This is a genomic window from Rhizobiales bacterium NRL2 (assembly GCA_001664005.1).
GTDB lineage: Bacteria > Pseudomonadota > Alphaproteobacteria > Minwuiales > Minwuiaceae > Minwuia.
In genome coordinates this window covers 601,008-624,718 of record CP016093.1, presented here as the reverse complement: position 1 = coordinate 624,718, position 23,711 = coordinate 601,008, and the positions used below count along the sequence as shown (strand labels likewise).

General features: G+C 65.3%; 21 protein-coding genes. 14 read left to right on the top strand and 7 right to left on the bottom strand.

Features of this window, described 5'->3' with window-relative positions:
• Window positions 1–42: 42 nt before the first annotated feature.
• From TEF_02875 to TEF_02845, 7 genes are all read right to left on the bottom strand, one after another.
• Window positions 43–1,041: a phosphoribosylpyrophosphate synthetase gene (locus TEF_02875; GenBank protein ID ANK79849.1), complete on the bottom strand. Its 999-nt coding sequence runs from the start codon at window positions 1,039–1,041 to the stop codon at window positions 43–45.
• 153 nt (window positions 1,042–1,194) lie between these two features.
• A complete protein-coding gene (locus TEF_02870; protein ANK79848.1) occupies window positions 1,195–3,555 on the bottom strand; it encodes a phosphoketolase in 2,361 nt (786 codons plus the stop codon).
• A gap of 4 nt (window positions 3,556–3,559) precedes the next feature.
• Window positions 3,560–4,831: an acetate kinase gene (locus TEF_02865; GenBank protein ID ANK83237.1), complete on the bottom strand. Its 1,272-nt coding sequence runs from the start codon at window positions 4,829–4,831 to the stop codon at window positions 3,560–3,562.
• A 16-nt stretch (window positions 4,832–4,847) separates the two neighbouring features.
• Window positions 4,848–6,179, bottom strand: a complete 1,332-nt coding sequence (locus TEF_02860) for an amino acid permease (protein ANK79847.1) — start codon at window positions 6,177–6,179, stop codon at window positions 4,848–4,850.
• A 23-nt stretch (window positions 6,180–6,202) separates the two neighbouring features.
• Entirely contained in the window at window positions 6,203–8,143 is a 1,941-nt protein-coding gene (locus tag TEF_02855; GenBank protein ID ANK79846.1) for a copper-translocating P-type ATPase, read from the bottom strand.
• Window positions 8,144–8,531: 388 nt separating this feature from the next.
• Entirely contained in the window at window positions 8,532–8,996 is a 465-nt protein-coding gene (locus TEF_02850; GenBank protein ID ANK79845.1) for a hypothetical protein, read from the bottom strand.
• A 234-nt stretch (window positions 8,997–9,230) separates the two neighbouring features.
• Complete coding sequence (locus tag TEF_02845) at window positions 9,231–9,887, bottom strand: isoprenylcysteine carboxyl methyltransferase (protein ID ANK83236.1); 657 nt, start codon at window positions 9,885–9,887, stop codon at window positions 9,231–9,233.
• 22 nt (window positions 9,888–9,909) lie between these two features.
• Here TEF_02845 and TEF_02840 point away from each other — a divergent pair, with 22 nt between their 5' ends.
• The 14 genes from TEF_02840 (at window position 9,910) to TEF_02775 (ending at window position 23,699) form a co-directional block, all read left to right on the top strand.
• Window positions 9,910–10,116: a hypothetical protein gene (locus tag TEF_02840; protein ID ANK79844.1), complete on the top strand. Its 207-nt coding sequence runs from the start codon at window positions 9,910–9,912 to the stop codon at window positions 10,114–10,116.
• A 778-nt stretch (window positions 10,117–10,894) separates the two neighbouring features.
• The gene (locus tag TEF_02835; protein ID ANK79843.1) at window positions 10,895–11,773 is read left to right on the top strand and encodes a transporter; all 879 of its coding nucleotides are present in this window, start codon (window positions 10,895–10,897) and stop codon (window positions 11,771–11,773) included.
• A gap of 186 nt (window positions 11,774–11,959) precedes the next feature.
• Window positions 11,960–13,015, top strand: coding sequence for a glyceraldehyde-3-phosphate dehydrogenase (locus tag TEF_02830; protein ID ANK79842.1), 1,056 nt, complete (start codon window positions 11,960–11,962; stop codon window positions 13,013–13,015).
• A gap of 73 nt (window positions 13,016–13,088) precedes the next feature.
• Window positions 13,089–14,366, top strand: a complete 1,278-nt coding sequence (locus TEF_02825; protein ID ANK79841.1) for a hypothetical protein — start codon at window positions 13,089–13,091, stop codon at window positions 14,364–14,366.
• A 213-nt stretch (window positions 14,367–14,579) separates the two neighbouring features.
• Entirely contained in the window at window positions 14,580–15,476 is an 897-nt protein-coding gene (locus TEF_02820) for a hypothetical protein (protein ANK79840.1), read from the top strand.
• A 100-nt stretch (window positions 15,477–15,576) separates the two neighbouring features.
• The gene (locus TEF_02815) at window positions 15,577–16,281 is read left to right on the top strand and encodes a hypothetical protein (GenBank protein ANK79839.1); all 705 of its coding nucleotides are present in this window, start codon (window positions 15,577–15,579) and stop codon (window positions 16,279–16,281) included.
• Entirely contained in the window at window positions 16,278–17,102 is an 825-nt protein-coding gene (locus tag TEF_02810; protein ANK79838.1) for a hypothetical protein, read from the top strand. Before TEF_02815 ends, TEF_02810 begins: the two co-directional genes overlap by 4 nt.
• A 359-nt stretch (window positions 17,103–17,461) precedes the next feature.
• Window positions 17,462–18,040 carry a hypothetical protein gene (locus TEF_02805; protein ID ANK79837.1) on the top strand — a complete coding sequence of 193 codons (579 nt, stop codon included), beginning with the start codon at window positions 17,462–17,464 and terminating at the stop codon, window positions 18,038–18,040.
• Between the two features lie 58 nt (window positions 18,041–18,098).
• Window positions 18,099–19,544, top strand: coding sequence for a hypothetical protein (locus TEF_02800; protein ANK79836.1), 1,446 nt, complete (start codon window positions 18,099–18,101; stop codon window positions 19,542–19,544).
• Window positions 19,545–19,677: 133 nt separating this feature from the next.
• Complete coding sequence (locus TEF_02795; GenBank protein ANK83235.1) at window positions 19,678–20,562, top strand: hypothetical protein; 885 nt, start codon at window positions 19,678–19,680, stop codon at window positions 20,560–20,562.
• Complete coding sequence (locus tag TEF_02790; protein ANK79835.1) at window positions 20,555–21,412, top strand: adenine nucleotide alpha hydrolase; 858 nt, start codon at window positions 20,555–20,557, stop codon at window positions 21,410–21,412. The genes TEF_02795 and TEF_02790 overlap by 8 nt, the downstream gene beginning before the upstream one ends.
• Complete coding sequence (locus TEF_02785) at window positions 21,409–22,056, top strand: circadian phase modifier CpmA (protein ID ANK79834.1); 648 nt, start codon at window positions 21,409–21,411, stop codon at window positions 22,054–22,056. The genes TEF_02790 and TEF_02785 overlap by 4 nt, the downstream gene beginning before the upstream one ends.
• A 74-nt stretch (window positions 22,057–22,130) precedes the next feature.
• Window positions 22,131–22,805, top strand: a complete 675-nt coding sequence (locus TEF_02780) for a hypothetical protein (GenBank protein ID ANK83234.1) — start codon at window positions 22,131–22,133, stop codon at window positions 22,803–22,805.
• A 282-nt stretch (window positions 22,806–23,087) separates the two neighbouring features.
• Window positions 23,088–23,699 (top strand): hypothetical protein, encoded by a 612-nt coding sequence (locus TEF_02775; protein ANK79833.1) that lies wholly within the window; start codon window positions 23,088–23,090, stop codon window positions 23,697–23,699.
• Window positions 23,700–23,711: the final 12 nt, after the last annotated feature.

Below are 23,711 nucleotides of genomic sequence, written 5' to 3'. Positions count from 1 at the left end.
TCGAATTCATGTGCCTGGTCGCCAACTGTCGGAGTTCGCCGCTCATTCGACGCCGCCTGTACAGGGCGGCGCATCGCTGGCGGGAAACGAATCCATGCCTGCCTGTTCGACCTCGTCGTAAGGTTCGGGCGGACGACGGTGCCGAATTTTGTCGTCCGGAGCCTCCTTGGCGGACGCGATCATCGCAGCGATCAGCGGCGCAAGCCGAATGGCGTTGCTCTCATGTGGAATGGAGTCGCTGGAAACTATTCTGTCGGTGAGCACCCTCAGGCGCGCATAGGAATCTTCAGCGAATACACCGTGGACAACCGCGCAGACAGGTCTCCGGAAGCCCTGGAGCGGCAGCTTCTTTGCCGCTTCGATAAGCGTTTGCCCGGACGAGGCGATATCGTCGACGAGGACCGGACAGTGGGCCGTCCATTCCGAGAGGTCGGGAAGTTCGACATCGACGTTGCGGTCGCCGTGCCGGATCTTGCGCAGGACGGCATAGGGAGCGCTGATGCGCTGGGCAATTGCCGACACCCACTGTTCGCTCTCCTCATCCGGGCCGATGATCAGCGGTTGGTCGACCTCCGCGGCGATCCAGTCTGCCAGCAAAGGTGCCGCGTGTAGGGTATGGGTCGGGATCGTGTAGAGCGCGGAGAGCGCAGGATACCGGTGCAGGTGGGGGTCGACTGTCACCAGCCGGTCGAAGGTCGAAGATAGGAGCCGCGCGAATGTCTTCGACGTTATAGCCTCGCCCGGTTGGAAGCGTCGGTCCTGTCGCATATAAGAGAGGTAGGGCGCGATCAGCGTCACCTCATTCGCGCCAAGCGCGCGGGCGGCGTCGGCGGCGAATGCAAGGCGGAGGAAGCCATCGTCCGGCCGTGCAAGCGTGCAGACCAAATCCACCGGCCGATCGGCGACATCCGAAAGAATGCGGACATAACTCTCGTCATCGGGGAAACGCCGGATTTCGATGTGCCCAAGCTCCCATCCTCCGGCTTCAGCAAGATGACGGGCGAAGGTTTCGTTGCCGGGCAAAGGCAGTATCAGCCGCATGTCAATACTCTTTCAGTTTATACAGGGAGCCCCTAGTGGATGGATTCAGACGGATGGAACCCTTGAAGCGGCCATTGAAGCTTGGAAATGCGCGCTTTTGGCCGGACTCTTCCGTCTGAAACGAACCACTAGTGCCGCCCGTAAAATTCCAGGTCACCCTTCGTTCGCTCCCCATTTCCAATTGCGGATCTCCGGCATGTCCTCGCCGTGTTGCCGGATGTAGCGCTGGTGATCGATGAGTTTGCTTTCGATGAGCTGTTCGAAATTGGTGGCGCCCGGACCCAATCCCGGCACCCGGTCAATGACGGCCCTGGCCAGATGGAACCGGTCCAGTTCGTTGAGCACGACCATGTCGAAAGGTGTCGTGGTCGTTCCCTCTTCCTTGAACCCGTGAACGTGCAGATTGTGATGGTTGGTCCGACGATACGTCAGCTTGTGAATCAACAAGGGGTACCCGTGGTAGGCAAAGATGATGGGTTTGTCCCTGGTGAACAGGGCATCAAATCCCTCGTCGCTGATCCCGTGCGGATGCTGGCTCTGCGACTGCAACGTCATCAGATCGACCACGTTGATGACCCGGATCTTGAGGGCAGGAAAATGCTGTCGCAGCAACTCCACCGCAGCCAGCGTCTCCATGGTCGGCACATCCCCGGCACAGGCCATCACCACGTCAGGCTCGCTGCCTTCGTCGTTGCTGGCCCACTCCCAGATGCCCAGCCCGGCGGTGCAGTGCTTGATGGCTGCGTCCATATCGAGCCATTGCGGCGACGGCTGCTTGCCGGCGACAATGACGTTCACGTAATTGCGGCTGCGCAGGCAGTGATCCGTCACGGAGAGCAAGGTATTGGCGTCGGGCGGAAGATAGACCCGGATAACCTCGGCCTTCTTGCTCATGACATGGTCAATGAAGCCGGGGTCTTGATGGCTGAAACCGTTGTGGTCCTGCCGCCATACGTGAGACGAAAGCAGGTAGTTCAGAGATGCAATCGGCCGTCGCCATGGAACATGGTTTGCAACATCGAGCCATTTGGCGTGCTGATTGAACATCGAATCGATGATGTGGATGAAGGCTTCGTAGCATGAGAAAAAGCCATGGCGGCCTGTGAGCAGATAACCTTCAAGCCAACCTTCGCATTGGTGCTCACTCAACACTTCCATCACCCGGCCGTCCGGGGCGACGTGGTCATCGCCTGGAATGATTTCCGCGGTCGAGCACCGGTTCGTCACCTCGAACACCGCACCCCAGCGGTTCGACGCGGTTTCGTCCGGGCTGAAGACCCGGAAAGTCTCGGGATTCAGCCTCACCACATCGCGGATCAATTCGCCCTGGATCCGTGTGGCCTCGGCACTCACGCGGCCCGGCTTCGGTATTGTCACCGCGTAGTCGCGGAAATCGGGCAGGTGCAGGTCGCGCAACAGGAGACCGCCATTAGCGTGCGGGTTGGCGCCCATGCGGCGCGTGCCGCTCGGGGCCAGTTCCGCGAGCTCGGGACGTAGCCTGCCGGTCTCGTCGAAGAGTTCGCGGGGACGATAACTCTCAAGCCACTCTTCCAGAATCCTGACATGTCCCGGGTGGTTCATGTCACCCATCGGCACCTGGTGCGAGCGAAACGTGCCCTCGGTCTGTTTGCCGTCAACCTCCTTCGGGCCCGTCCAGCCCTTCGGCGAGCGCAGGATGATCATGGGCCAGAGCGGACGCTGCTTGAACCCGTTGGCGCGGGCGTCGTGCTGGATATGGCGGATGCTCTCGACCACGGTATCGAGCGTCGCAGCCATGAGCTGATGCATCTCCACCGGGTCGTCGCCCTCGACGAAGTGTGGCGTATAGCCGTAGCCGCGAAACAGGGAGTCGAGCTCGTCACGGGGAATGCGGGCGAGCACCGTGGGACCCGCAATCTTGTAGCCGTTCAGATGCAGGATTGGCAGGACCGCTCCGTCGTGCACCGGATTGAGGAACTTGTTCGAGTGCCAGCTGGTGGCGAGTGGAGCCGTTTCAGCCTCGCCATCGCCCACGACGCAGGTGACGAGAAGGTCGGGATTGTCGAAGGCCGCGCCGTAGGCATGTGACAGGCAATAGCCGAGTTCACCGCCCTCATTGATGGAGCCCGGGGTTTCCGGCGCGACATGACTCGGGATGCCGCCGGGAAAGGAAAACTGCGTGAACAGCTTTTTCATCCCCTGTTCGTCCTGCGAGATGTCCGGGTAGACCTCGCTATAGGTTCCCTCGAGATAGGTGTTGGCCACCAGGCCCGGGCCGCCGTGCCCGGGGCCGGCGACATAGATCACGTTCAAGTCATGCTCGCTGATGACGCGGTTCAAATGCACGTAGATGAAATTCAGTCCCGGTGTGGTGCCCCAGTGGCCAAGCAGTCGGGGCTTCACGTGCTCGAGACGCAAGGGAATTTTGAGCAACGGATTATCATAAAGATAGATCTGGCCGACCGAGAGATAGTTGGCCGCTCGCCAGTAGGCGTCCATCTTCTGGATGAGGTCGGACGAAAGCGACTTGTTCATGGTCCTACTCCTCCAGATGGGCGTGCTGGCCGGTTTCGGCGCCGGAAAGCATTCCGAAAACTGCCCTTGCGATGATTACATCTTCGTCGGTGCGAATGACGCGCACCTGGACGTTGCCCAGATCGGCCGAGATGACTGGCTCGCCGGCAGCGTTCTGGTTCTCGTCAAGTTGGACGCCGAGAAAGCCGAGACCCTCGCAGATGCGTGCCCGGATCGCGGGTGCGTTCTCGCCGATGCCGCCCGAGAAGACGAGCGTGTCCAGTCCGCCAAGCGCGGCGGCAAAGGCACCGATCCACTTCCTCACCTGGTAGCAAAATAATTCAACTGCTTCGGCAGCCCGAACGTCGCTCGCCTCGCGGCCCAGCAAATCCCGTAGGTCGGAGCTCGTTTCCGACACACCCAGCAACCCGGATTCCTGATTCACCATCTGGTGAAACTGCTGCGCGGTCATTCGCTCGGTTTGCGCCAGGTACCAGACCAGCCCAGGATCCAGGTCACCGGAACGGGTGCCCATCGGCACGCCCGCCGCTGGGGTAAAGCCCATGCTAGTGTCAACGCTCTTGCCGTTGCGGACCGCCGCGAGGCTCGACCCATTTCCAAGGTGGCACAGGATCACCCGCCCCTTCGCAGTTTCAACGCCGGCCAAGCGCGCGAGCTCTTCCATGAGAAACTCATAGGACAGGCCGTGAAAGCCGTAGCGTTCGACCCCCTTCGTCGCGAAGCGACGGGGAATGGGAAGGATTCTGGCGACCCGCGGCATATCCCGGTGAAAGGCCGTGTCGAAACACGCCACCTGCAGCAGGCCTGGCACCCGCTCGCTGATCAGATCAATCAGATCGATCTCGGAAGGCAGATGCTCCGGAGCGTACGCGCTGATACGGCGAAGTTCATCCAGCAGTTCCCCGGTGACGCGATGCGGCTCGCGGTAGTTGGCACCGCCGTTGACGACCCGATGGCCCACCGCCGTGATCGACGCAAGGCCGACCTCATTGTCGAGCCAGTCGAGCAGGAAATATGCCGCCGAACGATGATCGAGATCACCAATGCCGCGATCATCCTGCCGCTCCCAGGTGGGGTCATAGAAAGTGAAATGGGTTCCTTGCAGGCCGATGCGGTCGATCTTGCCGCGCAGGCTCTTCTGGGGCTGGGCGCCGCCCATCTCAAACAACGCGAACTTGATGCTCGACGAGCCCCCGTTGATCGTCAGGATGCACGCGCCAGGTGACATCAGTCGGACCCCTCTTGCGCATGGCGACTTGCGCTTGTCGTCGGCGATGCCAAATGCATCGAATTCATGATCCACCGGCCTTGTGCTCCGCATGGCCATCGCCACGCATTGCGGTCCATCGACCCAGGTAGATGCGCTGGAAACCGAAAACCGCGCCGATCGCGATCGCGGCGTAGAGGACGATGGCGGGATCGCTTTGCAGCTTCATCGCAGTGAAGGCCGCGAGCACCGCCGCGTCGGAGCCAATCGCCGCCAGCAGCACAGCGCCCGCGGCACCGATCTCTTGCCGTCGGTACCGGAACACGCCCCAATGGATGGTCATGTCCATGATCAGGTAGAAAAATGCGCCCAGCGACGCGATGCGGCCCAGATCAAAGAATACGGCCAGCGCCGAAGCGATGACGACAGTGTAGATCAGCGTGTGGCGCTGGATCGGACCCGACATGCCGAAATGGCTGTGCGGGATCAGCTTCATGTCGGTGAGCATTGCCAGCATCCGCGACACCGCGAAGACACTGGCCAGCAGTCCCGAAGCGGTGGCCACCGCCGCGAGAAGCACGGTCAAGAGGAACCCCGCCTGGCCCAGGGCGGGCTCGGCGGCCTCGGCCAGCGAATAGTCGCGCGCTGCGATGATCCGGTCGATGGTGAGGCTCGATCCGACGCCGAAAGCCACAAGCAGATAGACGACGACGCAGAGCGCGATGGAGATCATGATGGCCCGGCCGACGTTGCGGTTCGGTTCGGTGATCTCGGCGCCGCTGTTGGTGATCGTGGTGAAGCCCTTGAAGGCGAGTATGGCCAGCGCCACAGAAGCGACGAAGCCGGTCGCGGTGAAGTCCCGGCCGGTCTCAGAGGCGGCGGCGAAGGAAAATCCGCTCGCCCACAACGCCGCGATCCCGAAGAGCGCGATGCCGCCGATCTTGAGCGTGGCCATGACCAGCGAGAACAGCCCGACCGACCGGTTGCCGGCAATGTTGACGAGGAACGCGAACAGGATCACCGCAACTGCGAGGATCGGCACGAGCGGCCCGCCCGTTATGTCGAACGGTCGCAGCACATAGGTCGCGAAGGTGCGCGCCACCAGGCTTTCGGCGATGACCATGCTGAGCGCCATCAGCAGCGCCGCACCGGCGGTGACCGCTCCCCGCCCATAGCACTTCTGCAGGATCATCGCGATTCCGCCCGAGGAGGGCCAGGCGTTCGACATCTTGATGTAGCTGTAGGCGCTGAGCGCGGTCACGATGGCGCCGACGATGAAGGACAGCGGAAACCAGGGTCCCGCCAGTTCGGCGATCTGACCGGTCAGGGCAAAGATGCCGGCGCCGATCATCACGCCCGTGCCCATCGCGACCGCACCGTGCAAGGTGATGCTGTTTTCCTTGTACTGCCCTTGCATTCGGGGCTGGCCCGTCGACGGAGTCATAGTTTTGCGCGCTTCAACAGTTGCGCGTTGATGGCCACAACTACCGTGCTCGCGGACATCAGGACCGCGCCCACCGCGGGCGTCAGCAGTATGCCCCAAGGCGCCAGAACGCCGGCGGCAAGGGGGATCGCGAAGATGTTGTAACCCGCCGCCCACCAGAGATTCTGGATCATCTTGCGGTATGTGGCGCGGCTCAGGGTGATGATCCGCGGGATGTCGCGGGGATCGGATCGCACCAGCACGATATGCCCGGCCTCGACGGCGACATCCGCGCCCGCACCGATCGCGATCCCGATATCGGCCGTGGCCAGGGCTGGGGCGTCGTTGACGCCATCGCCGATCATTGCGACCTTCTTGCCCTGAGCCTGAAGCTCGCGGACCTTCGAGGCCTTGTCCTCGGGCAGCACTTCCGCGAACACGGTATCGATGCCCAGCTCCCTGGCGACGGCATCGGCCACGGCCTGCGCGTCGCCGGTCAGCATGGCAACTTCGATCCCCCGTTCATGCAGCGCCACGATTGCTTCGCGGCTCTCCTCCCGGATCGCGTCCGCCACGGTGTACACGGCCAGGGCCTTGCCTTCGCGGACGAGATAAATGGCAGCCTGCCCGCGGTCGGCCGCCGCCTTCGCCGCCTCCAGCAGCACCGGCGGTACCTGCACATTTTCGGCCTTGAGAAGAGCCGGGCCACCCATGTGGTATTCCGTGCCGGCGATCGTCGCCGCCACGCCCTTGCCGGTGATTGCGCGGAAGCCTTCGGCGACGGGCACGTCTATGCCCTTGTCCTGTGCGGTCTTCACGATGCCCCGGGCGATCGGGTGCTCGGATTCGGCTTCGATGCCGGATGCGATCCGAAGCGCCTCGTCCTCGGCCAGCCCATCCGCGACGGACATCGCCACGACCCGGAACTCGCCGAGTGTCAAGGTGCCGGTCTTGTCGAAGATCACGGTGTCGAGGTTCCTCGCCTCTTCGAGTCCCCGCCGGTCGCGCACCAGAAGCCCATTGCGGGCGCCCAGCGTCGTCGAGATGGCCACCACCAGCGGCACGGCCAATCCAAGAGCGTGCGGGCAGGCGATCACCAGCACCGTCACCATCCGCACCACGGAAAAGTCGATCGCTGCGCCGACAGACTGCCACACCGCGATGGTGATGGCGGCCGCGACGATCGCGACAACCGTGAGAAGCCGGGCCGCACGATCTGCAAGGTGCTGCGCTCTGGACTTGGACTTCTGGGCATCGGCCACGAGCCGCATGATGCCGGAAAGCTTGGTTTTCTCTCCGGTACCGGTAACCTCGACGCGGAGAGATCCCTCTCCGTTGATCGTGGCGGCGATCACCTCGTCGCCTTCCCGCTTCTTCACCGGCCGGGACTCGCCGGTGATCATGGCCTCGTTGACGTCGCTCTCTCCCTTTCGCACGGTTCCGTCTGCCGGAATGCTCTCGCCCGGCCGAACCAGCACCAGGTCACCGTTCTGCAACGCGCTGACGGCCACCTTCTCCTCGCCCCCGTCGGTGATCCGCGTCGCGGTATCCGGAAGGAGCTTCGCCAGTTCCTTCAGTGCCCCCTCGGCCTGATTGATGGACCGCATCTCGATCCAGTGGCCGAGGAGCATGATCGTGACCAGCGTGGCCAGTTCCCACCACAGGGCACTCGCGTCGATCAGGCCGAGCTGAACCACCCAAGAAAACAGGAAGGCGACGGAGATCGCGAGCGAGATGAGGGTCATCATCCCCGGCAGTCGGGACCGCATTTCCCGCCAGGCCCCCTGCAGGAAGACCAGACCGCCGTAGAGGAAGACGACCGTGGAGAGCACGGGACCGATCCAGTCCGATCCGGGAAACGCGGGGGCCCGGTAGCCGAGAAGGTCCTGGATGTGGGCCGACCAGATGACCACCGGAACCGTCAGGGCAAGCGAAAGCCAGAAGCGGTCCCGAAACATCGCGGGCGAGTGGCCCGCGTGCTTGTCATGGTCCCGGTGTCCTGAATGGCCCGATGCCGGTCCTGGACTCTCTGGTGATGCTCCGGCCATCGCGTGGCTTTCGTGCCCCCTGCCGGTCGAAGCGGCAGGCGGCGCATCGACGCCGGGACCAGGCCGCCGAACCAAGGATTTGATGTCGGCGACCTTTATGCGGGTCTCGTCGTATTCGACCGTGGCGTTTTGCGACGCGTGATCCACGGAGACGCTTTCGACGCCCGGCACCTCGCCGATCCGCCGTCCCACTTCGTCCGGGCCCAAGGCTGTCAGCAAGTCGCCGACGTCGATTGCGATTGTTTTCATCGTGTTCTCCTTAGGCGGGCGCCAGTACCGGTGTCACAAGTCCGCGCGCCTATTCGGCTATCTGCCGGACCAGACCGGGATAGCGGTTGAAGGCGAGCTTCTGCACCAGCGAGCCGTCCACGGTAACGATCTCTGCAGTGATGCTCCCGTCAGGCGCAGTGCCGATCTCGCCGAGCCTCAGACGGGGATTGCCAAGATTGGTCAACTGCTGCTCGAGCAAGGCGCGGACGCGATCCTCCGTCATCTCCTCCGGTGTGCCGTTCGGCGTTCCGAGGAGGATGCCCTGACCACCCATCATGCCGGGCATGCCCATTCCTGCCTGGCCGTTCATCATCATTCGCATCATCGGGCACGCCATCATGCCTGCCATGGGCATCTGACCGGCCATGCCTGGAACCGCGCCACCCTCGGCCATGCCCTGGCCTGCCATTTCGCCCATCATCATCCCGGTCATTGCACCCTGACTCATCATGCGCTGCATCATCTGCATCATCTCCGGCGTCATCATGCCCATGCCGGGCATGCTTCCGGGTGCGGCTGCTGAGGGCGCGTCACCGGGCGCCGGGCTCGCTGGCGGAGCGTCCTGGGTTTCTTCCGGGTGGTGTTCGTCCTGTGGCTGTGCGCTGGTTTGGGCTGCGACCGATGCTGCGGTCCCGATAAGTAGCAAACCCGCGAACAGGGCCGCCTGAAGGTTTCGTGTTCTCACGTTTCGTACTCCTTGGTTGATGAGAAGGAAAAATCGCCACAGTCACCCCCTGCTCGAACGAAGCAGATTGGTGGGGCGCGGCAGGAAAGCAGGAACCGCACTGGCATAGCGGCGGTATTGGTCACCGAAGGCCGCTTCCACTTCGCGCTCTTCGGTCCTTGCGAGCCGCCAATACATGACCAGCAGCACTGGCAGCATCAGGCCCGTCACCAGTGTCGGCCACTGCAGGAAAAATCCGATCATGATCAGCGCGAAGCCGACATACTGCGGATGCCGCATGCGGGCATAAGGGCCGGTCGTCGCGAGAATTCCCTTCTTCTGCGCCTCGTGCAGCACCCGCCACGCGGCGGCGATCAGCATGAAACCGCCGCCAATGAAGACGTAGCTCAGCAGATGGAACGGGCTGAAATGCGGATTCATCGACCAGCCGAACAGGGCGGGCCAAAGGTGGCCAGCATCGTGCGAGAGCGGATCGAAAGCCGGAACGGTGCTGCCGAGCCAGCCTGCCAGCACGTAGAGCGTCAGCGGGAACCCGTACATCTCGGCGAACAGGGCAACGATGAAGGCCGAAAAGGCCCCGAGCGAGCGCCAGTCGCGCGTCGTGTTCGGCTTGAAGAAGCTGAAGGCGAACAGGATGAAGATGCCCGCATTCAGGGCCGCCAGAAACCACAGGCCATAGGCGGGAACATCACCGTTCATCGCTGCCGCCGCCGTGGCCACCATGGCCACCGTGACCTCGATGCATGAAGAAGTGCATGCCGCCGCAGACCAGCAGGAACAGGAGCGGCCAGGCTCCCAGAAGGTGAACCCTGTGCTCGAAAACAAGAAGGACGCCGACAACGGCGAGAAACACGCAGAGCGCGAGTCCGGCCGGTGTTTTCAGAAACGGCTGGCGCCGATCTTCGTCTGCCTTTGGCTCGGCGGGTGAGTGATCGTGATGGGTCATGACCCTGCGCCCTCGTGACGGGGGCACTTTGAAAACAGCAGCGAAGAAGCCGCGCCGATCATGCCTGCGGTGTCGGTGAATGCCAGAAACTGGCGATATGATGGATGGTACATGACGAAACTCTCTCGGGAACGTTGCAGGGCCGGACCGGCGGGACCGGTCGGATCAGCCCGACACGCCGGGAGAGGCGCGCGGGCTCAGCCGTTCGCGGAGAGACTCGGAGGTCGCAAACCGGGCGACGGCGCGCGGCCGGGATGAACTTCGTCGGGAAGGCGTGCTACAACTTCAGCGACCGTCGCCATGCTCGTGCCTCCCGCCGAGACCGGCGGGACGAAAAAGGAACAGACGCTGCCGGTGCAACAGGTTCGGCCGTGGGATTCATCGCCACGGCTGCCGCAATCCGGTTCCGCCGCCACGTCCTGACCACTGGATGCAACCTCATGCGAAAACGAGGTTGCCGACGCGGCATGGTCGCCCATCGAAACATGGGCAAGACCTGACGTTGAAAAGGCAAGTACAAGCAGCAGCGCCAGCCAATGCTTCACGCCCCGTGTCAAACGATACGGATCCTTTCTGCGCTGCCAAGTAATTGCCTGCGACATGCGCTTCCTTGCCCTCTCCAACGGACTTGCTTCGATTCTCCATGTAGGGTGGGGTCGCCGCGTCCGCACTGATCTGGATCAATATGCAATGATAGAACGGATTACGCTCCAATGAAACCGCCAGTTCTCTGCATCGGGCAAAGCTTGGCACATCGGCAATGACCATTGGCGCTGCCTTCCGCCTTCTGGTGGTCATGGTGCTTTGGGCCGCCTGCTTTCCCCTCATCACCATTGGCCTGGACCTTGCGCCGCATCTTGCCTTTGCGGCCCTGCGAGCCGCGCTGGCAGGCCTTTGCCTGATTGCACTCGGAGTCCTTTGCCATCGTCCGGTGCCCGTCGGCGCGCGGCCCTGGTTTCTGATCGTCGTGGTCGGGTTGGGGGCGACAAGTATGGGTTTCCTCGGCATGTTCCATGCGGCCGAGTTCGTTTCGCCGGGACTCGCGACCGTCATCGCGAACGTACAGCCGATCGTCGCCGCGGTTCTCGCGTATGTCTTCCTGGGGGAACGCCTCAAGGCGACTGGAAGGATCGGGCTGGCGGTTGGCCTGGCCGGCATCGCGGTGATCGCTTGGCCGGGTCTCGCCGGAGACAGCGCCCGCGGCTACTCCCAAGGCATCGCCTATGTCCTGCTCGCCGCCACCGGTGTTTCCATCGGCAATGTTGCCATCAAGCGCCTCACCGGCCAGGCCGACCCCATCATGGCGATGGGTTTCCAGTTGCTCATCGGTGCGGCACCGCTGGCTCTGCTGTCCATGTTGACGGAAGATGTCTCGTTGCTGGCGTGGTCGCCGGAGTTCATTCTCGTCCTCGTGGCGCTTGCGGTCCTCGGATCATCGCTCGCATTCTGGCTCTGGTTCGAGGTGCTGGAGCAAGTTACGCTCAATCGGGCCAACGCTTTCACGTTTCTGGTGCCGGTCTTCGGGCTGATGATTGGCGCGGCCTTCTTCGGCGAACGGCTCGAGGTAGTCCAGGCCGTGGGTGTCGTCCTGGTGCTGATCGGTATCTTGCTGGTGCAGCGGCGCGCCGCTTCATCCTGACGGCGCCAGCGTAAACGAGGATAGCATTGACGATGCCATGATGAAGCGGACGCCGCTCGGAGAAATTCGCCAGTCAGGGTGGTTTGGGGGCAGTAACTCAGTCGCTTTCGTGGAATAGTTGGAAGGATTTCGGCAAACAGACAGCGGCACATCACGGACGCGCGCTACCAACGCGAGGAGAAGCCGATGACCCCAACGAAAAAGATCCGCGTCGCCGTGAACGGCTACGGCGTGATCGGAAAGCGTGTCGCCGACGCCGTTGCGCTGCAGGACGATATGGAACTGGCCGGGGTTGCGGATATCAGCGCCGACTGGCGGCCACGCATGGCGACGCAGAAGGGTTACCGCCTTTTCGCAGCCACCAGTGACCATGCAGAGGCGATGCGGAACACCGGACTCGATGTCGCCGGGAACCTCGATGATCTGCTTGAGGCGAGCGACCTGGTGGTGGACTGCACGCCGAAACGGATCGCGGCGGTGAACGTCGACATCTATCGACAAAGGGGCATCAAGTTCATCGTCCAGGGTGGCGAGAATCACGAGGTGACCGGACACTCCTTCGTTGCGGAATCTACCTATGCGAGTGCGCTGGACCGGGACAGCACGCGCGTCGTCTCCTGCAACACCACCTCGATCGTGAGAACCCTTACGGCATTGAAGCAGGGAGGCCTGCTGCGTCGCGCGCGCGGGACGCTGCTGCGCCGGGCGACGGACCCCTGGGAAAGTCACCTTGGCGGGATCATGAACACGCTCGTCCCCGAGCCCGAGATTCCCAGCCATCAGGGGCCGGATGCGCAGAGCGTCGACCCCGATCTCGATGTCGTCACGATGGCGGTCAAGGTGCCAGAGACCCTGGCGCATCTGCACTACTGGTCGGTGCAGTTGACCCGCCCGGCCTCAAGGGAAGAGGTGCTCGACGCTTTTGCAGCATCGTCCCGGATTGCCCTGATCCGCATGGATGCCGGATTGACGGCGATCAACGCGGTCAAGGAGCTCATGGCCGACCTGGGCCGGCCACATGACAACCTCTACGAGGTGGCGCTGTGGTCGGACATGCTGAAGGTCCAGGGAGACGAACTGTTCTACGCCTACATGGTGGACAACCAGGCCATCGTCATTCCAGAGACGATCGACGCGATCCGGGCACTGTGCGGAGTGATCGCGAGCGCCGAAGACTCCATCGCAAAGACGGATGCGGCACTCGGGATCGGCCTGCTGACCGAAACACTGGGGCAACGATGATTCCAAGACTTTTCGATGCCCGCATCGGGCCTGACGCGCGTCCGGCCTGGGGACAGCCAGGGCTTTGGGGGCGATGAGCGATCCAGGCCCCACGTCCACGGGTCCAGTTCAGACTCTCTCGGAGCGGCTGAACCAGAATTGCTTCTGCATTACCCTCGACCGCCCGTTGCTGTGCGAGGCGCTTGAGCGCGAGGCTGGCGACCCGGAGTTCTGCGAGACCTTCATCCGACCCAAGGCGCATTTGTTCTCGAATGTGCCTGTGTTCCTCTCGGCCAGCCAGGTGGCCGAGATGCAGGAGGTGGTCGCCGCGATCGAGGCGACGGCGCGGCTCGCCGCATACAAGGCCGCCGTCCTCTCCTGGGCGCCGGAAATCTCGCAAAAGGATCACGGCCCTGTTGGTGCGTTGATGGGCTACGATTTCCATCTCGGCGAAGACGGCCTCCGGCTCATCGAGATCAATACCAACGCCGGCGGGGCATTCCTCAACGCCCTTCTTGCAAGGGCTCAGCGCGCCTGTTGTGCCGAAATGGACATGCCCTTGAAGCCGCACGCCTTCGAGGATGTGGCATTTCGCATGTTCCAGGACGAATGGGAGCGCCAGCGGGGAAGCGGTTCCGCAGGCCGAATTGCCATCGTCGACGACAGGCCGGAGGAACAGTATCTCTATCCCGAGTTCGTCCTTGTGCGGCAGGCGATGGCCGCACGTGGCGTCGATGCCGTTATCGCGGACGCCAGCCATCTTCGCCATGAAGCCGGTCGGCTCAGCGTCGAGGGGAAGCCGATCGACCTCGTCTACAACAGGGTCACCGACTTCGCGTTCGATCAGCCGGAACACAGGGCGCTAAGAGATGCCTACCGGGAGGGCGCGGTGGTCGTGACGCCAAATCCGCACAACCACGCCCTTCTCGCCGACAAGCGCGCCCTTTCGCTGCTCTCGGATCCGGCAACGCTCGAGGCCTGGGGTCTGGAGCCAAGACTTCTGGCCCAACTCAAATCCGTCCCGCGTACTGTCGTTGTCACTCCCGAAATCGCCGACGAACTGTGGAAGTCGCGTAAGGACCTGTTCTTCAAGCCAACGGGCGGACATGGCGGAAAGGCGGTCTACCGTGGTGACAAGGTGACGAAAGGCGTCTGGGCAGAAATCGAGCGAGGGGGCTACGTTGCTCAGACTTTGGTCCGGCCGAGCGAGCGCATGATCAAGATCGACGAAGCACTACAGGTGCGCAAGATGGACGTTCGGCTCTACACTTATGACGGTCAGGTTCTTTTGGTAGCTGCGCGCCTCTATCAAGGCCAGACCACGAATTTCAGGACTCCTGGGGGCGGGTTCGCTCCGGTGTTTATGATCTGAAAAGCAGGCGATTCGTGAGGTGGATCAGTCAGAGAACGTTGGATTCCAGTCCCTTTCCCTCCGCCACTTGCTTCATTGAAATCGAACCGACGGAACGGCGCGCCGGCACGCGCGGGCGCGGCCGTCGCCGCCGCGCCGCCGACGAGGCATCTTGCATCGAAGCGGCCGCGCCGCTGGAATGGTCCTCAGACCCGGCAGAGGAGCCAACAGCGGATGCCCAGGCCAGAATTCGAGCGCGACGCAAGCCCCGAGGCAGTCGCCGATGCCCTTGACGAGCACGGCTACGCCATCGTGCGCGAACTGGCCGATGCCGCGACCGTGTCGCGTCTCAACGCCGATTTCGAGCCCCATGTCGACGCGGTGCAGCTGGGCAGGACCGACTTCGCCGGCCACAGGACCAAACGCATCAACAATCTGATCGCCAAGTCCGCGGCCTGCCGGGAGCTCGCCGTCCACCCCACGATCATGAGCGTCTGCGACCGCGTTCTGCTGCCCCACTGCGCGCGCTATCACCTCCATGTCACCTTGCTGGTGGATCTGCAGCCCGGCGAGACGGCCCAGGAACTGCACCGCGACGGCGGGATCTATCCCGTGCGCCTGCCTTCCATCCCCATGACGCTGGCCACCATGTGGGCGTGCAACGACTTCACTGCCGAGAATGGCGGCACCCGGCTGGTGCCCGGCAGCCACCGCTGGGCCCATGACCGCCAACCCACAGCCGACGAGGTGGTCAATGCGGAGATGCCGGCCGGTTCGGTGCTGCTCTACACCAGCAACCTCATTCACGGCGGCGGCGCCAACCGGTCGAACGGCAACCGCCGCGGCATGGGGCTTCACTACAATCTCGGCTGGCTGCGCCAGGAGGAGAACCAGTACCTCTCGATCCCGCCGGACAAGGCGAAGGATATCCCGCACGAGGTGCTGAAGCTGATCGGCTACGACTTCGGCGGCCCCTATCTGGGCTTCGTCGAGACGGGTCACCCGCTCACCCTCGCCGACCCCGCCCTGCCGCGCGACATGGATCGCACCGGCGGTGCGGCGATCACGGCCCGCAGCCGCGCCATCAAGCCCCTGTACCTCGGCGACACGCCCAACGACGGCCGGGACTGAACCCCGGGGGCCGGGATGCGATACGCAACGGCGCAGCCCGTGCACCTCGGATGGCATCGCGAACACTGTTTCAAGAACTGAGGCCAACAGCGAGGCTCCCATGACCGCCCGGCTGATCATCGGCGGCACCTTCAATCCCGTTCATCGCGGCCATCTGGCGCTGGCGGAAGGCGCGGCGGCCGCGCTCGGCGTGGCGCGGGTCGACTTCGTGCCCTGCCACACCCCCTTCCACAGGGCGGCGGACGACCTGCTGCCCTTCGGGCTCCGCTGCGATCTGATCGGCCGGGCGATCGCCGGGGCCGAAGGCATGGCCGTGAACGCGATCGAGGCCGATCTGCCGAAACCGTCGCTGACCTGGCGGACCGTCGCGGCGCTGCGCGAGGCCGAGCCCGGCGCCGGCCTGTACTTCGCCCTCGGCCAGCGCGAGTTCCTGCGCCTGCACAAATGGGTCAACGGCCGCGACATCGCGCACGCCACGCACCTGGCGGTCGCCCCGCGCGGCGACTTCGATGCCGAGACCTTCGAGGCCGCGCTGCTGGCCGCCTGGCCCGACGCCCGGCCCGCGCCGCCGCCGCCGGGCTGTCCCGCCGCCTGGGAGATCGCGCCGGGACGCCACGCCATCCTGCTCGACCTGCCGCCGGTCGCGATCAGTTCGACCATGATCCGCGAGGTCTGGCGCGCCGGCGGCGACTTCGGGCATCTTGTGCCCGACGCCGTGGCCCGGCGCATGGCGGCGCGGCGGGTGGAGATCGATCCGGTCTGGCCGCCCGCCGGCGGGAGCGGCCGGACGGGGAGCATTGCATGACCTACGATCTGCGCGACGACATCTTCCGCTCCCTCGGCGGGCGGCGCTTCACCGCCGAGCTGCGGGTCGCCACCGCCGGCGTGATCTGCGGCGTGGAAGACGCGGCCGCCAAGGCGCTGGACCTGGGCTGCGAGGTGCTGCACGCCATGCGCGACGCCGAGGAGGCGGACGCGGACGCGCCGGTCCTGATCATCCGCGCGCCGGCGAAGGAAATCGCCATCGCCGAGGACACACTGCCCGGCGCCATCGCCAAGCCCTCCGGCATCGCCCGCGCCGCCCGCCGCGCGCAGCAGATCGCCGGCGGCCGCGTGCGCATCGTCTCCGGCGCCGCCAAGAAGATGCCGATCGAGATCAAGCCGCAGGTCCGGCGCGCCATCCACCAGGGCGGCGGCAGCGGCCGGATCGCCCCGCTGCCCTTCGTCTATCTGGACAAGAACTATGTCCGCATGTTCGGCGGCGTGCGCCGGACCCTGGAAGCCGTCTCGGTTCTGGAGGGTCACACGCGCTGCATCCAGCTCCGCGGCCTGGTCGAGCCGCTGGAGGACGAGGCCCGGGCGGCGATCGAGATGGGCGCGGAGATCCTGATGGTCGATACCGGGAACCTGGCCGACCTCGACCGCGTCGCGTCGATGGTGCGGGCGGCGGGCCGGCGGGAGACGACGGAGATCGCCTTCTCCGGCGACATCGCCCTGGAGGACATCCCCGCCATCGCGGCGCACGATGTGGATATCCTGGATATCGGCCGCGCCGTCATCGATGCGCCCGGCGTGGACGTGAAGTTCGACGTCGTCGCCGATCCCGACCTGCAGCCCACCGGGTGATTCGCCGACCGATCGGGCGAAATTCCTCTAATGAACTGAAATGATTGATATTTCTGCCGAATCTCCAAGCAGCGGCGGCCCGCAGGCGCCTTGACCGCCGCGGTTGCGACGCACTAGTATGAAAACAAACCGGCCCGTCAGAACCGTCCGGCCCGCGCCTTGTGCGTGCGCCGAACGGCCCAGAGGCCAGACGTCTCGCAACGGGCGGCCATTGCGGAGACCAGGGGAGGCGCCGCACCTATGCGTTCCGAAGCAGCTGCGAGACCGTGCGCGGCCCTTGCTTCCGGCCCTGTCCGGAGATGGGGCGGCGGCGAATCCGCGACGTTCGAAGTCCGGCATCCGCCGGCGGGGAGGAAGATGTGGTAACGCTGAAGTACCAGGCGGCGGTGATCGACGAGAACTGCACCGGCTGCAAGAAATGCGTCTGGGTCTGCCCGACCGAGGCGATCCACATGAAAGACAACATCGCCATCATCAACGACGACCTCTGCGTCGCCTGCCCGAACTGCCACGGCATCTGTCCCGACGACGCGATCACCCGGGTCGAGCGCGACGAGCCTAGGGAAGTGCGCGTCGCCATCGAGGACGTGCCCATCGAGGACATCCACGACCTCTGCCGCAAGGCCAACATGCATCCCAAGCAGTGGCACTGCCTGTGTACCCAGACCCGGGTGCAGGAAGCCGCCGCCGCGGTGCTGCAGGGCGCGATCACGCCAGAGCAGATCGCGCTCGACACCGGCACGCGGTCGGGCTGCACCGTGTACTGCCAGATGATGTCGATGCGCCTGCTGGAGGCGGCGGGCCACAAGCTGGAGAAACCCGAGAAGTGGCGCTGGTACCCGACCACCCAGAGCCTGTGGGACGTACCGCAGGAGGTGATCGACAAGTACGCGGGCTATTTCCTGGAAGAGGACAAGGACGTCTTCCGCAAGTTCTGACCCGCAGCAGCCGCTGCCGGCCCCGGGCCGGCCCGATCAAGACCGAAAGGTTCGCGCCATGACACATCTCGCCGTCTCGGAACTGCCCCGCCCGACGCCGGCCGCAATCCGCACATCCCAGTACGGCCCGCAGACGGCCACCGGCATGCCCGCAATGCGCGCCGCCGACCTGCCGGGCATGGTGGGCCTGCCGATTTCCGAACTGTTCCCCGACGTGCCGAAGGCGATCTATGTCGAGGGCGACGATCTGGAGCCGCTCCGCCGCGCCACCGCGGAGTCGCTGAAGGACGTCGACATGTCGATGATCAAGGAGAAGTCGACGGTCAACATCCTGGCCTCGCAGTACGGCTTCATGATCATGGGCGGCTACGCCTATCGCGAGGTCATCCGTACGATCAAGGAAGTGGTCGAACAGCGCACGGGCTGCAGGCGTGTCCGGCTGCGTGTCGCCACCGGCTTCCGCCTGAAAGAGCCGGAGGAGGTGATCAAGCATTTCGGCCTGGACGAGATGTTCGACGGCCGGGCGCTGCCGGCGCTCTACATCGACCAGGGCGTCGAGATCGAAACCCCGGTCGGCACGCTGATGGGCATCAAGCGGATCTACGACGCCGACTTCATCATCCACTGCCATCATGGCGAGCTGCGCGAACTGGACATGCACCGCATGATCAGCCGCACGATGAAGCCGTTCTCAATGTCCTACGCCCGTTTCGAGACGCGTTCGGTCCACCACATGAATTTCGGGCCGCGGTCGTCCAACCTGATCCCGCGGCTGGTCTTCGAATCCGACTTCGTCCAGAAGAAGTGGGCCTTCGGCGTGTTCATGGCGGCCTCGCCGCAGGGGGTGACGGGGATCGAGTCCGGCAACGACCTGATGCCGATCGACCGAAAGCTGGCGCTGCTGGCCTTCAAGTCCTACGGCAAGCTGCGCGAACTGTTCAACGAGATCGGCGACTGCATCGCGATCATCGACGGCACGGGGGAGCCCCGTTACATGGTCGGCGGCGGCACCACCTTCGGCAATCTGACCGAGGCGGAACTCGACCTCTTCGACCTCGACACCATACCGGTCAGCCTGGGCTTCGGCCTGTGGCAGCCGCCGCCGGACCAGCCGAAGGCGAAGCCGGTGAACCCCGCCGTCAAGGGGCTGGTGATGAACCATTTCTGGACCGGCGTGCCGCAGATGGAGCTGGCCACGTCCTGTCCCATGGTCCTCGTCGGCCAGGAGATGGCGAAGCTGGTCGAGGAAGACTGCATGAACATCGAGATGATCAAGAACTGCGTCACCGCCCACGACCTGCCGTCCGCCGTCAGGTTCGCCAAGCGGCTCGCCAACACCGACAACCTGGTCGTCTTCGACGGCGCCTACGGCATGCTGACGTGCAACGAGAAGCTGGCCGAGCACCTGATCGAACGCGCGCCGGTCGCCGACCGGCGGGTCGAGGAGGAGCTTATGCCCAAGTGGATGCGCCAGCGCGGCTTCGACCCGTCCGAGGCGCTCTGAACGCAGGGGCCGCGGCATGCCTGCGCATGTCGGTTGATGTCGGGGCCAAGCGGCCGGACCCGGCTCGGCGGCGCATATAGGGGCGCGTAACGCGCATCGAACAACCTGGGAGAACGTCGTGGTCGAATACGACATGATGGGCAAGACCGAGCTCAGCATCACCGGCCTCGCGCTGGCCGATGCGGACCTGACGGCCGTCGCCGATGCGGTCGCGCGGGTTCTGGTGCTCGACCGCACGGAGATCCTCGTGACCGATGTCCGCGACGACAACATCGTGCTCGACATCCTGCGGCGCGGGCTGGATGCGAAGAACATCGTCGGCAAGGAGCGCGAACTGCTCGACGCCGTGGCCTCGGTCGAGGGCGTCGGCGTGTCCGCGGACGCGCGGGTCGAATCCCGCGGCCTGCTGAGCTGGGTGGCGGCCAGCGGCGAGGAGGCCCTTCAGTCCCTCGAAGCGGCCGAGCGGCAGATGGCGGAGATCCGTGACAAGCTGGCGAAGACGGTGGTGGTCTTCCCCACCGGCACGGAACTCGCCAACGGCCAGGTGAAGGACACCAACAGCCCGGCCATCCGCGAGAAGCTGAGCGTGAACGGCTATGCGGTCAGCCAGGGCATGCCGCTGAAGGACAACGAGTACCACATCGCCGCCGCGCTGCGCGAACGCGCCGAGGAGGGCTTCGGCATGATCGTGACCACCGGCGGCGTGGGCGCCGAGGTCAAGGACTGCACCATCGAGGCGTTTCTGAGGGCCGACCCGGAGGCGGCCACGCCGGAGATCGTGAAATATGAACTCGGCGTCGGCCGGCACGTCCACAAGAACAGCGTCCGTATCGCCGTCGGCCGCGTGCTGGACACGATGATCGTCGCCCTGCCTGGGCCGACGGACGAAGTGCTGCTCGGCCTCGACGCCCTGGTCCGGGCGCTGGGCGAGCCGGGGCTGTCGGACGCGGCCATCGCCGAGCGCATCGCCGACGTGCTGCGCAAGCGGCTGAAGGAGAAGGCCCACGCCCATGCCTGACGGTTCGGGAGCGCCATCATGGGGCGAAGAGGCGGCGGCGGCCGAAGGCCGTCTGCTGGCCGTCCTGCGCGCCCATGAGGGCCTGACCGTCGCGGTCAGCGGCGGGATCGACAGCATGACGCTGGCCCATGTCGCCCATCGCCTGGGCGAACGGCCCGTGCGGATGGCGCATGCCGTCTCGCCCGCGGTGCCGCCGGCGGCGACGGCGCGCGTCCGCGCCTACGCGGCGCGGGAAGGCTGGGACCTGCACGTGGTCGAGGCCGGCGAGTTCGCCGACCCGGATTATCTCAAGAACCCGGTCAACCGCTGCTATTTCTGCAAGACCAATCTGTACGATCGCCTCGCCGGGCTCGCGGCGGGCGCGATCGCCTCGGGCGCCAATGTCGACGACCTGGGCGACTACCGGCCCGGCCTGACGGCCGCGGCGGAGCGCGACGTGGTCCACCCCTATGTCGAGGCCGGGATCGGCAAGGCCGACATTCGCGCCCTCGCCCGGCGCTACGGACTGGACGACATCGCGGAGCTGCCCGCGCAGCCCTGCCTCGCCAGCCGGGTCGAGACCGGCATCGCCATCGAGTCCGCGGATCTCGCCTTCATCGACCGGGTCGAGACCCTGCTTCGCCGGCGCTTCGGCGAGAACCGGACGATCCGCTGCCGGATCACCGCCGCCGGCGTCGCGGTCGAGGCCGACGAGGCCCTGGCCGGACGCTTCGCCGAGATGCGCGCGATGGCCGCCGCCGACTGCGCCGCCGAAGCCCGCCGCTTTCTCGGCGTCCGGCCGTACCGCCGCGGCTCCGCCTTCCTGCACGGCGAGGGCGCCGCGCCGCGTGACGCGAGCGGAGGCGCATGAAAGAGGTCCTGTTCGACTATGGCCGCGCCGCCCGCATCGGTCTGCCGGAAGCGGTCCTGTGCGAGGGCAAGCCGGTCGAAACGGTGCTGTCGCTGCTGAAGGAGTTCGCCGAACCCGACGTGCAGCCCGTGCTCTTCACCCGGCTGGACCCGTCGGTGCTGGCGGCGCTGCCGGGGGAGGCGTCTTCGAGGATCGACTATCACCCGCTGTCGCGCACGGCCTGGCGCGCCACGATGCCGGCCCGTCCGGGCCAGGTCGCTGTGGTTTCCGCCGGGACCGCGGACGGCCGCGTGACCTGGGAAGCCGCGCGGACGCTGACCTATCTCGGCATCGCCAGCACCGTGTTCGAGGATTGCGGCGTGGCCGGGCTCTGGCGGCTGGTCGACCGGCTGGAGGCGATCAACGAGGCGGACGTGGTGATCGTGGTCGCCGGACTCGACGCGGCGCTGGCGTCGGTCCTGGGGGCGCTCACGCCGAAGCCCGTGCTCGCGGTGCCGACTTCGGTCGGCTACGGCATGGCGCAGGACGGTCTCGCCGCGATCCAAAGCATGCTGGTCAGCTGCGCCCCGGGCGTCGCGGTGCTCAACGTCGACAACGGCTATGGCGCCGCCTGCGCCGCCGCGCGCATTCTGGGGCCGGCATGACCGGCGACGCCTGTCTGGTCGTCCGTCCCAACAGCGGCCTTTCCGGCGACATGCTGCTGGCCGGCTTCGCGCGCATGGCGCAGGCCACGAACGCGGAACTCGGCGAAATCGCCCTCAGCCTCGGCCTGCCGGAAGGCTGCGTCATGCTGGAGGAAACGGCCGTGAACCAGATCGGCGGCTGGCGCGCCCGCGTGTCCCTGCCCCGCGAACACCATCACCGCAGCCTGGACGACGTGACACGGATCATTGCCGCAAGCGCGCTCGGCGAAGCCGCACGGGCGCTGGCGGAGAAGGCGTTCGCCATCCTGGCGGCGGCCGAGGGCCGCGTGCACGGCATCCCGCCGGAGAAGGTCACCTTCCACGAGGTCGGCGCACTCGACAGCATTCTCGACACCTGCCTCGTGGCAGCGCTCTACGACCGGCTGGGCCAACCGCGGCTGGTCTGCGGGCCGCTGCCCCTCTGCGACGGCACGGTGCGCTGCGCCCACGGCCTGCTGCCCGCGCCTGCGCCGGCCGTTCTCGACATGCTGGAAGGGGTGCCGGTGCGCGGCCTCGCCTCCTCCGGCGAGACGGTCACGCCGACCGCGATCTCGCTGCTGAAAGCGCTGGACGCCGAGTTCGGCGGCTGGCCTGCGATGATCGTGCGCCGGCGGGCGCTGGTCTACGGCACGCGGGTGCTACCCGGCGTCGCCAACGGCGCGATCTTCGCGTTCGGCCCGCGCTCGGATGGGCCCGAAAGCGCCGGCTGAGCCGCCGCACCGCACCGCGGCGGCGGCACGGCCGGACCACCATTCAGGTGGTTACGGCACAGGCGGTTCCGCGCGTCGGGCAAATCGACGCGGTTCCAGACGGCGGCGCGCTCACCACGTTCTGGACAGAAGAAAAAGCAAACGAGCGCGCAAAGTGCCTGAAGATCTGAAGTTCGACTCTGCTTGCGGGGGGCACATCCCGCCCCGCCTGCCGGTTCCGCCGCGGCCCGCCTCCTCGAGGGCCCGCCGCACTTCGGCGTGCGTCCGAAGGAGGATCGGCCGATGAGCGAGATGGCGGCTGAAATTCCGCTGAACAGAACATCGAAGCTCCTGGGCAAGCTGGCTCTGGAGGCCGGGCCGCTGCTGGTCTTCTTCGTCGCCTTCATGTTCGGGGACATCTTCGTCGGCACGGCGGCGTTCATGGCCGCCATGATCGTCTCGGTCGCCTGCACATATTCGGCGAAACGCACCCTCCCGACCTTTCCCCTGATGGGGCTGGTAATGGTGCTGGTGTTCGGGGGTCTCACGCTCTGGCTGGGCGAGGCCATGTTCATCAAGATCCAGCCCACCGTCGGCAACGCCCTGTTCGGCGCCATGGTGCTGGGCGGACCGCTGATCGGCATCAACTTCCTGAAGCGCGCCTTCGGCGACGAACTGACCATGCGCGACGAGGCCTGGCGCAATCTGGCGCTGCGCGCGGGCGGCTTTCTGATCTGCCTTGCCGTGCTCAACGAAATCGTCCGGCAGTCCTTCAGCACCGAGGCCTGGGTCTTCTTCAAGGTCTTCTGCGTTCTGCCACTGGACGCGCTGTTCGCGGCCAGCCTGTGGCCCATGTTCCGCCGCGAGCGGCGGGCCGCCGAAGCGGCGCGCAGGCAGGAAGGGGAGACGGCATGATCACCACGGCGC